Here is a 15650-nt window from a genome sequence, read left to right as displayed (position 1 = left end):
TCAAAACATGCTAACGGCGGAACAAATTTTAGCATTGGCACCGGATGCTGCTTCAGCAAAAGCAGGAAGTGGGCAAGCCAATCTCAGCTATTGGTCACAACTTGGCGCCAACGAAGAAGCTTTATGGGGACTTTGCCAAGGTAGCGGCAAAGAACCATATCGCACGCAAATCGAACTTGGCACACCAGCCTTTAAATGTTCATGCCCTAGTCGTAAATTTCCCTGCAAGCATGGCTTGGGACTCTATCTACTTTACACAAAACAGAAAGATCAATTTCAGCACGCTCAACCAGAATGGGTAAGCGAGTGGTTGAAGGGGCGCGAACAACGGCAGGAAAAGAAAGCCAGTAAAGCTGAAGAGACTCAAACGCTAACGGCGGAGGATCTCGCCAGTCGTGAAAAATCCGCACAAAAACGACAAGACAAACGTGAAACCAATGTTGCCAACGGTATCGCGCTTTTAGAGACATGGCTAAGTGATTTGGCGACCGAAGGTTTGGCTGGATTACGCGCTAAACCCGCCAGCGCTTGGGAAGCTATGGCTGCCCGCATGATCGATGCACAAGCTGCAGGACTCGCCACCAGAATACGCGATATCGGCATGCTAATTTACGGTTCGAGTCAGACGGCATGGGAAATCCCAGTGGCACGCGAGCTTGGTAAGCTCAGTCTCTTGCTGCAAACCTACAATAAAATGACACAGGCACCGGAATTGTTGACGTCTGAGCGGCAAATCGATGTCCGCACCGCGATAGGTTGGGTCGCCAACCAAGAGGATGCGCTGAAACAAAATGCCTATGAAGATCATTGGCTAGTTTTGGGGAACGATACTCATCATGAGGCGCGCCTTAGTCGTCGTGCCTGTTATCTTTGGGGCATGCGCACAAATAAGACCGCCATGCTGCTTCAGTTTGCCGCAGGTGGGCAAAGCTTGCCTAGCCCTTACCTGACTGGCAGCGTTTATCAAGGCGGCGTGCACTTCTATCCATCTGCGACACCACTCAGAGCACAAGTCAGTGGCGACTTGCAGCGTTGTCAGGAGCAAATATTCAGTCTGGAAAAGCAGGTGTTTTCTCATCAATTACAATGGTTCGCAGAGCAGCTAGCCGTCAATCCTTTCGTCGATGCACTGCCCATCATACTCAGCGATGTTCGTACCTTGTTTGTCAATCAGCTTATTCCAAAATGCACCTTAATCACAGCGGAAAATGAGCAAATTATGCTTGCGCCGCAATTCAAACATAGTTGGCATTTACACGCCTTAAGTGGTGGCGCTACTTGCACCATTTTCGGCCTCTGGAACGGCTTGGAATTCATGCCGCTTAGTGTATTGGCGGCCGCCGGTTTGCCAGCGCATCAGCAGATTCATAGTTTCGATACGGAGTGAACGCGATATGAGCGATATCTTACTTCCTGAAAAAATTCATAAAGCCGTATTGGTAGGCAGTTCACGTTGTGCGCTCCATCCGCAACAGGATGAATTGAGTAACGCATCCGAATTAACGACTTTATTACAAAGCGCCGACTCGCCCCATTTACGTTTATGGCAAAGTATCGCCGCCAACGATTTATGGCAACGCGCGGGCTATACACCGCCTTTACTGAATGACAGTCATGCCCAAGCGGGCACCTCACTTTCGCCAAATAAAATTACAGAAGCTGAAAACTGCCCTTTAGCGGCACAAGAACTCTTACATCGAATGCTGCGCGACATTCATGCCGATTTACTGGAGCAATGGTTGCAGTACGCTCATGCTAAAGGAATCAGCTTACCTGCGCGTTTTTTGGTGCCACTGCTCAACAAAGCCAACAAAAATCCGTCCTTACAAAACATGCTCAAGCCTGTATTGGGCATACGCGGCCAGTGGTTGGTTGCACAGCATCCTGATTGGCAAACACAGTATTTGCTAAACAGCGATAAACAAGCAAGCGCTGAATCCTTGACCGAACAATGGCACCTGGCCAGCGCTCAACAACGTTTGGACATCTGTCAAAATTTACGTTTACGTAATCCCCAACATGCTCGTGAATTATTGCAACAGGATTGGGCAAACGAATCCCCAGAAAATCGTGCCAACTTGCTCGCATGTCTACAAGTCGGATTAACGACCGATGATGAAGATTTTCTCGAACTCGCCTTAGACGATAAACGCAAAGAAGTACGAACCGTAGCGCAGGAATTACTACGACAGTTACCTGAGTCAAAATTGGTGCAACGCTGTCTAGCTCGTTTACAAGGAATATTTCAACTCGAAAAATCGACGGGTATCAACGCGGCTTTAGGAAGCTTCTTCTCCAAGCTCGGTGCCAATCCTCTACAAGCGAATTTAACGGTTCAGTTACCAGAGGTTGCAGATAAGAGTATGAAACGCGATGGCATAGGCTTGCAAAACTATCCAGGATTGGGAGAGAAAGCTGCATGGCTGCGCGACTTGATGCGCTGCACCCCAGCACAACATTGGGTCAACACTTGGCAGCTAGAACCAACGCAAATTTTACAACTATTGTCGCAACATGAATTTAAGGATGCCTTGTTACAGGGATTACTCAGTTCCCTATGTGAACAAGGACAAGATCGTTTGAGTGATCCAAGTTACACCGATTGGATAGAGCTGCTAATCAGCCAAATCAGCAAAGACAAAATCCATGTCGACCTCAATCTCATCCACGCCATAGTCAAGCGCTTGCGCGAATTGACACCCAGCACGCAGGATCGATTATTGATCGCCTGTATGGAAAACTATTCGCGCCAAGACTTACACCTACTCTACGCTTGGAGCCAACAGCAAAGTGCCGCATCTGCATCGATTTCTGAGTCAACATCGACAGTATCTGCAGCACTGTCACACGCCTGGCTCAAACATGTGCAAAGGCAGATGGCACAGAGTAAACAGACGGGCTGGGATTTGCGTCAGCATTTAAAACAAATTGCCTATTGGTTAGATGCCAGCGATTTATCTTATATCGCGCAATCCTGGCCAACCGATGACTGGGAACACTGGTCATTCTGGCGCGAGGCGGTTCATGAATTTCGCGACACTTTACAATTTCGCCACCAACTTAAACACAGTTTTATGGAGACCTCGACATGACACAAGCAAGTACTGAGCAAGTGATACGCCAACAAGCAGAACAACAATATGCGCACGAGCTGACAGCGCTAAAAGAAGTCGATCAACGGCAACGTCCGCCTAATTGGCAACTGTCTCCCTGGGCAGTGTCGACCTATCTGCTTGGAGGCAAACTCGATAATGGTGTTGAGATTAGCGCGAAATACATAGGCAATCGGCGCATCATAGAAATCGCCATTTCGACGTTGGCAACTGACCGAGCGCTTTTGTTACTCGGTGTACCGGGTACAGCAAAGTCTTGGGTATCCGAACATCTGGCAGCAGCCATCTGTGGCAATTCCAATTTAATCGTGCAAGGCACCGCCGGCACTTCCGAAGAAAGCATACGTTATGGCTGGAATTACGCCCAACTCCTAGCCAAAGGGCCGAGTATGGAGGCAGTTGTCGCCAGCCCGATTATGCGCGCCATGCAACAAGGGAAAATCGCCAGGGTGGAAGAGCTGACCCGAATTCCTGCCGAAGTGCAAGACAGCTTTATCAGTTTGTTGTCCGAGAAATTTTTACCAATTGCTGAGCTAGACGATTACATTCAGGCCAACAAGGGCTTCAACGTCATCGCCACCGCCAATGACCGCGATCGTGGCGTCAATGAGCTATCGAGTGCCTTAAAACGTCGCTTCAACACTGTCGTTTTGCCGCTACCAGAGACAGCAGAAGAGGAAGTCAGAATCGTTGAATCACGTGTTGCCAGCCTTGGTAAATCATTGGAGTTACCTGCTGAAAAACCAGCTTTACAAGAGATACGCAGGATCGTCACCCTATTCCGTGAATTACGTGCAGGCCAAACTGAAGATGGCAAAATTAAACTCAAATCACCAAGCGCGAGTATGAGTACGGCTGAAGCGATTTCGGTCGTCACTAACGGCATGGCGCTCGCAGCACATTTTGGTGATGGCAGTTTGCGTGGTGCCGATTTAGCCAGTAGCGTGATTGGTGCCGTCATCAAAGACCCGGTACAAGATCGCGTGGTCATGCTCGAATATCTAGAAACCGTCGTCAAAGAGCGCGATGGTTGGAAAGACTTATACCGCGCATGTCGCGAAGTCATCTAAGCGAGGCATCATGGCGGTTCATCTTTTCGGCATTCGGCACCACGGACCAGGCTGCGCTCGCAGTCTGGTCAAGGCTCTCCACGAATTGCAACCTGACTGTATTTTAATCGAAGGCCCACCGGAAGCCGATACGCTGCTGCCGCTGGTGAGTGCCGAAGGCATGCAAACACCTGTCGCGATTCTGGTGTATGCACCTGCCATGCCACAACATGCGGTTTATTATCCTTTTGCCGAATTTTCGCCAGAATGGCAAGCGATACTCTACGGACAACAACACAATGTAGAAACACGCTTCATGGATCTGCCTCAAGCCTATCGGCTGGCGGAAGAGATGAGTCTGGCTGCTGAGCCTGTATCCGACACTGAAACCGAAACTGAATCTAATGCATTGGACATTACTTTACAGGAGCCAAATACATCAATTGATGAAGATCTAAAGACTACACCACTGCGCACCGATCCATTGCTTTGGCTAGCGCAAGCTGCAGGCTTCAGCGATAGCGAAACCTGGTGGGATCATCTGGTGGAACAACGTCAAGACAGTCTCGATCTATTCGCTGCGATCGAAGAAATCATGGGCGTCGCTCGTAAGGAATTAAGCGCAGAATCGGAAAGTAGCGAAAAACTCAGCCTACGTGAAGCGCAGCGCGAAGCCTATATGCGGCAAACGATACGACAAGCGATGAAACAAGGCCACCAGAGAATCGCCGTGGTGTGCGGAGCCTGGCATGTGCCTGCTCTGCGTAACATGCCTAGCGCCAAGTCCGATACTGACATTCTCAAGAACCTGAACAAAGCTAAAGTTACAGCCACTTGGACACCTTGGACTTATGGCCGCTTGTCTGCCGCCAGTGGCTACGGTGCGGGTGTACAAGCACCAGGTTGGTATCACCACTGTTGGAATACACCGCAAAAAGCGGCCATGTATTGGCTGACAGATGCCATGCGTCTACTCAGAAAAAATGATCTGGATGCATCGTCTGCGCATTTGATAGAAGTACTACGTCTGGCAGATTCACTCGCCAGCTTACGTGATCGTTCTCGCCCCGGCCTAGACGAGCTACTAGAGTCACTGCAAAGCGTGCTGTTTGGGAATAGTCACGCACCAATGCAATTGATTCAAAATCAATTACTCATCAATGACCGTCTCGGCAGCATTCCATCCGAGACCCCGACGTTACCGCTGGTAGCTGATGTCAGAGCGCTGCAAAAACGTCTGCGTCTAGCGCCAAAGATTGAGCACGTCGATCTCGAACTAGACTTGCGCCAAGAAGCGCATTTAGAAAAAAGCTGTTTTTTACATCGTTTGAATTTACTTGGCATTCACTGGGGTAAAACGCTCAGAGTCAATGGCAAGAGTGGTAGCTTTCATGAGCATTGGCGTTTAACTTGGCAAGCTGAATTTGAATTAGGTCTGATAGAAGCGAATGTCTGGGGCGCGACTCTAGAAAGCGCATGTGATGCCAAACTGCGTCATCAGGCACAGCATTGCAAACAACTTCCGCAGCTATCTAAGTTGGTAGAAGATATGCTGTTAGCGGATATCAAATCAGCGGTACCGACACTGATGCAGGCGATGCAAAAACTCAGCGCCAACACGAATGACGCGGGGATTTTATTGGAAGCCCTCCCCGCGCTGGCGAATATTCTTCGCTATGGCAATACGCGTGGTACCGATCTGAATATGGTGGCAGAGGTATTTGCTGGTTTGGTGCAACGTGCCTGCATTGCCCTCCCGATTGCAGCGCATGGCATTAATAGCGATGCGGCACAGACGCTACTGAGACAAATCAATTTGGCAGATCAGGCTCTGCAATTATTACAGCAAGAAGAATACAAAAATGCCTGGTTAGCGGCTCTGCAATTAACCAGTTCGCCACACAATCACGCACTGATTGCGGGTCGTGCGGTCCGCCTACTGATCGATCATCAAGCGTGGGACATAGAACGATGTGCATCGGCGCTGTCGCTAGCTTGCAGCAATCCAATCAATCCACTTGCCAGCGCTGAATGGCTAGAAGGATTTTTGCAAGGTAGCGGTTTATTGCTGATCATGAACGATCAATTATGGCAAATCTTGCAGGATTGGGTAGCTGGTTTATCAGAAGAGATTTTCACTGAATTACTGCCATTGCTGCGACGTAGCTTCTGCCACTTTGAAGCAGCGGAGCGCCGTCAACTTGGTCAAAAGGTCTCGACTGGTCTCGTTCAACTGCAAGGTAAAACGAACCAGCAAGTTGTCATTAACGAACAGCGTGCACGCTTGATGCTCCCCATCTTGTCCAAGATTCTCACCCCAGTGAGTGAACGGACTCCAGATCCATCCCTACAGCCGACTACCGATCAAAACGCCATCATCTTAAACAAACTATGAGCACCAATTCTCCTTCACTCAATGATCGTCGCTGGCGTTTAATACTCGGTAGTGAAGCCGATAATCTGCCACTCTCCCCCACCGACATCGGCATAGATCGCGCACTACAGGCGCTGTATGAACCCGACGATAAAAATCGCAAAGGGGGTCTGCAAAGCTCAGCACCAACGGTGGCACGTTGGCTAGGCGATATACGCGAATACTTTCCCAGTAGCGTGGTGCAAGTCATGCAAAAAGACGCCATGGATCGTCTTGGTTTGCAACAAATGCTCATGGAACCAGAGTTGTTACAAACAGTTCAGGCAGATGTCCATCTAGTCGCAACGCTGCTTTCGCTCAATCGCATCATGCCGAACAAAACTAAGCAGACGGCACGACTGGTGGTGCGCAAAGTGGTGGAAGAGTTAGAGAGAAAATTAGCCAACCCGCTGCGGCAGGCCGTTTCTGGCAGCTTAAACCGCGCCGCCCGCAATTTCCGACCTCGTCACAATGAAATCGATTGGATACGCACCATCCGCGCCAATCTCAAGCACTACCAAGCGGATTACCAAACCATCGTTCCTGAGCGCCGCATCGGTTTTGCACGCAAAGGACAAAGCCTGCGCGATATCGTTTTATGTATAGACCAAAGTGGTTCAATGGCACCATCGGTGGTGTATGCCAGTGTCTTTGCCGCCGTACTCGCTAGCATCAAAGCGGTCAGTACCCAAGTCGTGGTCTTTGATACTGCCGTGGTGGATTTAAGTCACTTGTTAGAAGACCCGATTGAAGTCTTATTCGGCACCCAACTCGGCGGTGGTACCGATATCAATAGCGCCCTCGCCTACTGCCAAGGTTTGATACAGAGGCCGCAAGATACGATTTTTGTACTGATCAGTGATTTATATGAAGGTGGCAACGCCAATCAAATGCTAGCTCGAGCGCAAGCGTTGGTCGATAGCGGCGTACAAGTCATTGCTCTACTCGCCCTCGATGATCAAGGCGCACCAAGTTATGATCGACACCATGCGAGTGTTATGGCGGCCATGGGTATCCCCTGTTTTGCCTGTACGCCTGATCAATTCCCAACTTTAATGGCGATGGCGATACAAAAACAAGATATTGCGGCTTGGGCTGCCAATCAAGCCAACGCGAAATAAACGAGTAGAAACACAGTGATCAAACCTAGTAGGCCCATGCAAATAGATAAAAAGCAATTTAAAAACACATCTAAACCGTTTTTATTGCAACAAAATTTGTTTCCATTAAAACGAAATGCTATAGTTCAACACCAGTTTCTTTTTTACCTTTGCCTTTTTATGAATAGGAGCGCATCCATGTCTGGCCTATTACGACAAGCAGAACCGCACATTCCCGCCTCGGAGGATCGTGGTGCCTTGGCGAAGATGGTGATGACACTGATGGATCATTGGCAATTATCGACCGAAGATCAAGCTGCATTGCTCGGCATTGCTGCCAGTAATCGCGCGACCTTGACGCGATATCGCAAAGGCGAAGCGATAGGCACCAATCGTGATCAATATGAGCGAGTCGGACATCTACTCGGGATTCATAAGAATTTGCGACTGCTATTCCCACAAAATCGTGAACTGGCTTATTGCTGGATGACGACCCGCAACCGTGCTTTCGATAATCTATCGCCAGTGCAGGTCGTTCGTGAATGGGGGTTTACTGGGCTGTTGATGGTGCGCTCCTATCTTGATCGCGCTCGTGGGGTTTAATTCTTTGGTCCATCGCATTTCATCGACATCCTCTAGCCCTCTCCACGCATGCAATCCTTATTTTCTAAAGTCAAACTCCATGACGTTCATGAAAACGTCTATCGAAATATCGTCTCACTCCAAATTTCACAAGACTTATTCGACGACTTAAGTGATGCACCGGACGATTGGGCCTTGGCACAGCAAGTGGAAGATGAAGTAAAGCCCCCGACCTTTATCTCCGCAACACCGATCATCCACCGACCATTTGAGGACGCGCATTGGTTCAATGCGATCACCTGGCCTTTTCAACATTGGCAAGCGAGTCGTTATTCTGATGGGCAATTTGGGGTCTGGTACGGTGCAGAATCGATAGCAACCACGGCATACGAAACTGCCTATCACTGGTATCACGGTTTATTGACGGACGCCGGTTTTCAAGAGAAGAATGTTCGAGCGGAACGCAAGGTCTACACCGTCGCCTGCGATGCAGCGCTACTTGACTTACGCCCTTTCCACAAAAGCCAAACAGGCCTGATGCACAAGACAGACTATAGCTACACACAGGCTATCGGCACTCGTTTACACCGTGAGGGGCACCCGGGACTAATCACCCACTCAGTACGCAATCCATCTGGCCATTGCTTTGTGATCCTCAATCCCAATGTCTTATCTGGTCCGCGCCACTGCTGCCACTTATCTTATCGTATTGATGGCGATAAGATTTATGTCGAAAAACAGACGGGAGATGCGTGGTTGACGATTTCGGTTTGCGCTTGTTGATCGGTTTATTGAATTAGAAGATGATGTTTAAGCTATCTTTTCATCACTTCAAACTCAAGTTGAATAAGGGCATACGACAAACTAAGCCAAACTTTGATCGCGGGGTTAGCGCATTCCAAGCTTTCACTTTAAGAACCAAACTTGCCATAGCGTTGAAAATCTGAAAAATAGAGGACTATGACCTTCCCCTGTAACTTCAAAGGCAAATACAGCTCGTAGTTACCACTTTCAGCACGAAAACGCATGTCCATTTGGCTCTTTGTAAAAGCATTTTCTAAATACGCACGCTCGTCCTTAGTCGAGCTATAAATATAGTCTTGCTTCTCTTCGACTTTCTTTGAGGAGTCGTAAGTGTTGCCTTGAAATGCCAAAAACACGCGCTTGTCTCCTATGGAGTCGGGAACAATCACTTTCACTTCTGGAAAATTCTTGTCAATTTTCGCCATCACAGAAAGAATCTTTGCGGCATCTTCGACATAAGCATTACTAAATTCATAAACAGCGAGCTTACTAAGTTCTTTTTGATTTTCAGCAACCATTGCTTGTGCCGCCGACACTAATAATTCCTTTTTCTTTTGTGCTGACAGTGCATTACCCGCAAATAGCAAGCCAACAATGACTGGCACCGATGCCACAGCCGTATAGAACTTTACTCTGGAAGAACGATGAGTCGAAACTGTGCTTGCATCGTTGACAGTTATTGACTCGGAAATCTTTGACAGGTTAGACATCAGGTTCAATACGATAGAACTACCTAGAATTGCAAAGATCCCTAATATGCTGAGATAGAAGGTCTCAGTCATATGTCCACGAAATATTTTCAAATCGAATATGGTGATCGTCAAAAATGTAACGACCCAATAGAACAAAGCAATGGTCGCATACAGTGCGACGCGATTGGTAATTTTGATGATGGAGGCGTGATTCATATTCTTTGAAAACCTTTAAGTAACAACATGAGATCGCTTAGGACGAATTGCTTCTTTCTTTTTGCTTCCCTTAGCGCTTGATTCCAAGCACGCAGTTTACTTCGTGCGACCTGAATTTTCAGATACTAACATCCGCGTATCAAATTTTTCAAAATTAAAAGCTACTGGCATTAGCAAAAAAAGCCACGCGATCCATGCCTTTCATCTCAAACATTCAAGACGAAAAATGCCTTCAACAAAAACGAAAAATATCTCAAGAAAACTTATAAGCACTGAAGACTATCAATAGCACCAAGCTTATAAGCAGCCTAACAAAACACATAGCGATTCGCCAAATCCACAATAAATGCGGGCTGCAGATACGCACAGAACACCAAAACCAATATCAATCCGATCAAGATCGAGATCAGCGCATGGCGCGTTCTTGGTCTAAGTTTCATATCGATCAACCTCATGCGGCGGCTGGCAATTTGGAATCGCGTTCAATAGCCGCTTCGTTAATCGGCAGATTGATCAGCGTGGCGAAAATTCCTAAGCCAATCACGATCACCCAAACCGCATCGTAGTTACCGTTTTTGGTGTACATATAACCGCCCAACCAAGCACCGATGAAGCTCCCCAATTGATGCGAAAAGAAGACAAAACCAGACAACATGGACAAATATTTCAAACCAAAAATTCCCGCGATCACGCCGTTGGTAAGCGGCACGGTTGACAACCATAACAAGCCCATCGCAGCGGCGAAGACGTACACACTGTAAGTGCTTAAAGGAGCGAGGATAAACAAGGCGATCACGATACTACGACTGAGGTAAATGCTCGACAAGAGATAAGATTTAGGGAATAAACCACCCAATTTCCCTGCCCCATACGAGCCGAAAATATTGAATAAACCTATCAGTGACAAAGCAATCACGGCGACGCTGGGATCAGTAATGCCTTTATCCTTTAAATAGGCCGGCATGTTCATGCCAATAAAGACTAATTGAAAACCACACACAAAATAACCCGCCAACAAGAGTAAGAAAGGTTTGTGCGCAAAAGCTTCCCGCACCGCCTCCATCATACTCTGTTGTGGACCAATGTCGACCGTGCGCTCTGGTTCTCGTAATTTCCAGGCCATGGGCAACATCACCATCAACATTAACGCGGCAAGCACGTACAAGGCATTTTGCCAACCAGCGTGTTGTATCAATTGCTGATCAACTGGCATCATAAAAAACTGACCAAAAGAACTGGCTGCCGACGACATACCAAAAGCCCATGAGCGTTTTGCCTCTGGCGCTGTGCGCCCTATGATGCCGCTGACTGCACCGAATGTAGTACAGGCCAGCGCAGCACCGATCAATACACCCGATCCGATAATGAATAACAAAGGATGATTGACTAAGGCCATCCATAACAAACCAAACGCAAATAAAACTGCCCCCAGCACGATGACTTTTGCGGTACCTAGTTTATCTGCGGCCATACCTGCAAAGGGTCCGAATACGCCCCACATCAGATTTTGAATCGCGATCGCCATTGAGAAAGTCTCACGCGTCCAGTGGTATTCTTGCGAGATGGGCTGCAACCAAAAACCAAAACCATGACGCACGCCCATTGATAAAGTGAGAACAAATCCTGTCGCTAACAATACCGTTTTCAAATCGGGGGATTTCAATTTTCTCGTGTAATCGGTCATGACGTACTTTCAAATAGGCACAAGCGCCTAGTTTAACGGAATTCAAATTGGTGCGTTTTCCTCTGTCGGTTTTAGGATTAATTATTGAACAAGGGAAGCATGGAAATAATAATACGCTCAAGCTCTTTGAAAACGACATCAGCAGCTTTAAATCATCTCCAGATTTAGATGCATAAAACGCTTAACTTGCATTAGAATTCTCCACCCCTTAACAATCAGTGTCCTCACTCCAAAGCACTATACCAAAGCCGTATGCATTCGCCCCTTGCAAACTTTATTGACTTGTAACCCACACCTATGAATGAGATCACTGTTACGCCAGCTCCCAAAAGACGACGCGCCCGCCGCGGTGATCTGGAAGAGCAAATGCAGCTAAGGGAAAAAATAATCCAAGTCGCAACGATCATCTATCAACGAGATGGTATCGAGGCACTGACCATGCGTTCGGTCGCAAAGCAAGTCGGGATGTCGGCAATGGGTTTGTACTATTACTTCAATGACAAATCGGAACTCCTGGTTGCTTTGTGGGACAGCATATTGGACGAACTACATCTACAAGTTGCAAGCGCGATTGCTAGCCCCGGAAGCGCTCGCCAACGTCTGCGTAAGAGCATAGATGCTTATCTGAGTTATTGGGAAGCGCATCCAGAAAATTTTCGGCTGGTGTATATGTCTGAGCAAACAGTACGCGGGGCCCACAGTCAAAAACTGACCATGTCATGTAGCTACAAAAATGTGATTGCGATCTCGCTCCCCTTGATAGAGCAAGTCGCCATAGAAATTCAGGGTGACATCAATAAAGCACCGATGGCGCGTGACCTGCGCTTAAGCCTGATGGTAGGTTTCTTACATTCTGAATTAATCAATGTTCGCTATCCTTGGATAGACTTAGCTCAATTACGCTTGCATGTCATAGAGTCAATTGCCGTCGCTGTGGAAAACTGCCTGGCGCAGAATTTGCTTGAGTAATTCTCAATATAGTCCGCATTTAGTCACTGTCTCTACAAGAAGTTTGAGCCTGATTGCCACTCAAATCAGTGACTTATCTAGCGCGCTAGCATGTACGAACGAAAATTTGGGGAATTTGATCTCGATAAAAGCTTGGAGAACGACGACAAAATCATTTTTTTCCATGTCAAAAAAAGACAGTAAAAAAATTTCCACATGGAAATTATTTCGTTTTACGTGTAAATTCTAAGAAGCTAACTTAATTCCACAAAAAGGCTATCTTAAGAAATCGATCAAGCTCTAACAAAACTAAAACACTAACTTTCCTTCAACTAAATCACTATCTCCAAATACTTTTGCTTTATTTTCTACAAATGGGGAACGCTTACAACTAAGAAAGCCTGAAATGCGATTAAATACGCCCATAACGCAAAATGAATTTCACATCAGTGATTCTGACTCCATCGTTTCCACCACCGACTTACAGGGAAATATCACTTATGCGAATCCTTATTTCATCGAGGTCAGCGGCTTTACTGAAGAAGAGTTAATCGGAGCGCCCCAAAATATCATTCGACACCCGGATATGCCAGTTGAAGCGTATGCAGATTTATGGAGCACAATAAAATCTGGGCTGCCATGGACAGGCGTCGTTAAAAACAGGCGCAAAAATGGAGACCATTACTGGGTCTACGCCAACGTCACACCCGTCATAGAAAATGGCCAAGCAACCGGCTATATGTCAGTCAGGACCAAGCCTAGCGTGGCACAAATTCGTCAGGCAGAGCAACTCTATAAAGACTTTAAAAACGGCAATCCCAATAATCTGAAATTGCGCCAAGGTAGTGTCGTAAAGTCAGATCTAGTAAGCAAATTCAAATCACTAATTAACTTCAGCATCAGTCAACGAATAGCGATCAACGTCGTGCTGCTGTTTTTGGCAATTGCCAGCATACTCACCAATTTACTGCTATCTCAGGCAAAACCATTTATCAGCAATATAGGAATGGTCACCATACTCGGTTTCGCATTCGCTAATACCGTGTATCTTTGGTATAGCTTTCATATCGCAGTCGTCATCCCCAGCCAACAAGCACTGATGGCAAGTAAGATTATGGCTGGTGGCGACTTAACAGCGAAGATAGAAACAAACCGAACCGATGAACTGGGACAAGTATTAAGAATGCTACGTCAAGTGAAAGTGAATTTGCATTCGATCGTTGGCGATGTACGTAAAAATTCGGAACACATTCGGGTCGCAACGCAAGAAATCGCTGCCGGCAATATGGAATTGTCTGGCAGGACGGAATCGCAAGCATCCTCTTTGGAAGAAACGGCCGCCAGCATGGAAGAATTTGCATCGACGGTTTCGCAAAATACCGACAATGCGAATATCGCCAACAAGATGGCGAGCGATGCATTAGGTATTGCTGATCATGGCGGCACTATTACCAAACAAATGGTAGAAACCATGGAAGAGATCAACCTCTCCTCAAAACGTATGATCGATATCACAGGCATTATTGAAGGTATCGCGTTTCAAACCAATATTCTGGCGCTCAATGCCGCGGTCGAAGCAGCTCGTGCGGGTGAACAAGGTCGTGGCTTTGCCGTCGTTGCGTCAGAAGTACGTAGCCTGGCTCAACGCAGTGCTGCCGCCGCCAAAGAGATTAAACAATTAATTGATACGTCGGTAGAAAAAATCCATACGGGCACAAGTTTAACCGCTCAAGCCGGGAGTGCCATGCAAGAGATTCTAAGTTCGACCAACAAAGTCAGCGGTATCATGAATGAAATAGCTTCTGCATCACGTGAACAAAGTGCTGGCATTATTCAAGTCAATGAAGCGGTCACCCTAATGGACACGGTCACTCAACAAAATGCCGCACTCGTTGAAGAGGCTGCTGCTGCCGCAGGAAGTCTAAGTGAACAAACACAAACTTTGGTCAAAGCCCTGTCCGTGTTTAAGTTGGAACATGCATCAAACCATACTGTGCACAAAGCAAGTACTACGAAATTGCACTCAGCACCTAAGGGTTCACCAAGATTGCTTACCTAGGCAAATCAAGGCTGTCCCCCTTCTGTCCATAAAAAAAGCACTTATCAGCGATGATAAGTGCTTTTTTGTACAAACGAATTAGTTCCCACCAGTGCCGCTATGCCGGCATCCTGAACCCGGCGGTTCAAGTCGGCCAAGGTCAGTTCAAATCGGGTTCATCGGACATAAGCGACGCTCACACCATTGAACAATTTCCAAAGCCTATGCACATAAATGGTTCAAGGAATATATGGCACTGGCGAACACGGTAGGAGTTCGTAGTTTACTCCTTATTTATTCCGAAATCAGAAAAATCTTCAAATTTTTTCTGATTTTTTTCATTGTATTAAACAATAAAGGCGGCGCTTAAAATAGATTTTCTTGTGGCGTTAATGCTTGATCAATGGTGTCGCTCATGGCGACAATTTTTTGCTTCACTTCACCTATGCTTAAGCCTGATAACGGTCCATCATGGGCCTTGGTCGCTAACAAATCAATTGCCATACTTAATGCGGCCATGACGGCGATTCTGTCTGTCCCTTTGACTTTAGAAGCTTCACGGATGCCGGACATTTTTTCGTCCAAGTAAGACGCCGCTTGTTGCAAGGCACGGTCTTCACCTTCTTTGCATGACAACTTATAAGTTTGTCCCATGATGTTGACATCAATTTGAATCACTTTAGCTTCACTCATGCTACATCCTTCATATCATCAGCTGGTAATTGTGCAAGAATTGCTTCCACCCGATCATGCGCATCCTGCACGCGCTCACGCAACTCTTTGTTCTCAGAGGCGAGATCAACTGCGGTACGACGCAGAGCCGCATTTTCCAGACGCAAGGTTTGAGTCAACTCCGCTAAGCGGCTGACCTTTTCTGCGAGTTGTTCAAATTCAGAAATCATCTTGGCAAATTCTTGGCAAATAGGACGAAAATTAGACTATCGATATTTAAGTCGGGTCAAAGCTAAATCAGCTCTGAAAGTAAAACGTCTTTAATTATAAGGGGTATTT

13 protein-coding genes and 1 other RNA gene are annotated in these 15650 nt (G+C 47.0%); 9 read left to right on the top strand and 5 right to left on the bottom strand.

Translation table 11 applies throughout. The features are described from left to right. Window positions 1–7: 7 nt before the first annotated feature. The 7 genes from AC1RR2_RS07975 (at window position 8) to AC1RR2_RS07945 (ending at window position 9040) form a co-directional block, all read left to right on the top strand. On the top strand, window positions 8–1387 hold the full coding sequence (locus AC1RR2_RS07975) for an SWIM zinc finger family protein (protein ID WP_493221730.1): 1380 nt from the start codon (window positions 8–10) through the stop codon (window positions 1385–1387). 7 nt (window positions 1388–1394) lie between these two features. Further along, the gene (locus AC1RR2_RS07970) at window positions 1395–3092 is read left to right on the top strand and encodes a DUF5691 domain-containing protein (RefSeq protein ID WP_493221729.1); all 1698 of its coding nucleotides are present in this window, start codon (window positions 1395–1397) and stop codon (window positions 3090–3092) included. Then, window positions 3089–4183: an ATP-binding protein gene (locus tag AC1RR2_RS07965; RefSeq protein WP_493221728.1), complete on the top strand. Its 1095-nt coding sequence runs from the start codon at window positions 3089–3091 to the stop codon at window positions 4181–4183. Before AC1RR2_RS07970 ends, AC1RR2_RS07965 begins: the two co-directional genes overlap by 4 nt. A gap of 10 nt (window positions 4184–4193) precedes the next feature. Continuing rightward, complete coding sequence (locus tag AC1RR2_RS07960) at window positions 4194–6557, top strand: DUF5682 family protein (protein ID WP_493221727.1); 2364 nt, start codon at window positions 4194–4196, stop codon at window positions 6555–6557. After that, window positions 6554–7696: a VWA domain-containing protein gene (locus tag AC1RR2_RS07955; protein ID WP_493221726.1), complete on the top strand. Its 1143-nt coding sequence runs from the start codon at window positions 6554–6556 to the stop codon at window positions 7694–7696. Before AC1RR2_RS07960 ends, AC1RR2_RS07955 begins: the two co-directional genes overlap by 4 nt. A gap of 177 nt (window positions 7697–7873) precedes the next feature. Continuing rightward, window positions 7874–8278, top strand: a complete 405-nt coding sequence (locus AC1RR2_RS07950) for an MbcA/ParS/Xre antitoxin family protein (RefSeq protein ID WP_493221725.1) — start codon at window positions 7874–7876, stop codon at window positions 8276–8278. Between the two features lie 48 nt (window positions 8279–8326). Next, window positions 8327–9040 (top strand): RES family NAD+ phosphorylase, encoded by a 714-nt coding sequence (locus AC1RR2_RS07945; protein ID WP_493221724.1) that lies wholly within the window; start codon window positions 8327–8329, stop codon window positions 9038–9040. 128 nt (window positions 9041–9168) lie between these two features. Here the strand turns inward: AC1RR2_RS07945 and AC1RR2_RS07940 are convergent, their stop codons facing one another. After that, window positions 9169–9969, bottom strand: coding sequence for a hypothetical protein (locus AC1RR2_RS07940; RefSeq protein WP_493221723.1), 801 nt, complete (start codon window positions 9967–9969; stop codon window positions 9169–9171). A gap of 451 nt (window positions 9970–10420) precedes the next feature. Continuing rightward, complete coding sequence (locus tag AC1RR2_RS07935; protein WP_493221722.1) at window positions 10421–11653, bottom strand: MFS transporter; 1233 nt, start codon at window positions 11651–11653, stop codon at window positions 10421–10423. Between the two features lie 297 nt (window positions 11654–11950). Between AC1RR2_RS07935 and AC1RR2_RS07930 the strand changes: the two genes are divergently transcribed. Beyond that, window positions 11951–12622, top strand: coding sequence for a TetR/AcrR family transcriptional regulator (locus AC1RR2_RS07930; RefSeq protein ID WP_493221721.1), 672 nt, complete (start codon window positions 11951–11953; stop codon window positions 12620–12622). A 385-nt stretch (window positions 12623–13007) separates the two neighbouring features. Next, window positions 13008–14660 carry a methyl-accepting chemotaxis protein gene (locus AC1RR2_RS07925; protein WP_493221720.1) on the top strand — a complete coding sequence of 551 codons (1653 nt, stop codon included), beginning with the start codon at window positions 13008–13010 and terminating at the stop codon, window positions 14658–14660. 78 nt (window positions 14661–14738) lie between these two features. On the opposite strand, the gene ssrS is transcribed toward AC1RR2_RS07925, so the two are convergent. The 3 genes from ssrS to AC1RR2_RS07910 all read right to left on the bottom strand — a co-directional run bounded on the left by ssrS (window position 14739) and on the right by AC1RR2_RS07910 (window position 15541). Beyond that, a non-coding RNA gene (ssrS, locus tag AC1RR2_RS07920) (6S RNA) lies at window positions 14739–14917 on the bottom strand. A gap of 88 nt (window positions 14918–15005) precedes the next feature. Continuing rightward, window positions 15006–15317 carry a cell division protein ZapA gene (locus AC1RR2_RS07915; protein WP_493221898.1) on the bottom strand — a complete coding sequence of 104 codons (312 nt, stop codon included), beginning with the start codon at window positions 15315–15317 and terminating at the stop codon, window positions 15006–15008. An 11-nt stretch (window positions 15318–15328) separates the two neighbouring features. After that, window positions 15329–15541: a DUF904 domain-containing protein gene (locus AC1RR2_RS07910; protein ID WP_493221719.1), complete on the bottom strand. Its 213-nt coding sequence runs from the start codon at window positions 15539–15541 to the stop codon at window positions 15329–15331. Between the last annotated feature and the right edge of the window lie 109 nt (window positions 15542–15650).

The organism is Undibacterium sp. GW821-FHT11H02 (assembly GCF_058808015.1).
Note: the sequence above shows the minus strand (reverse complement) of the source record. Positions and strands in the feature narration are given on the sequence as shown.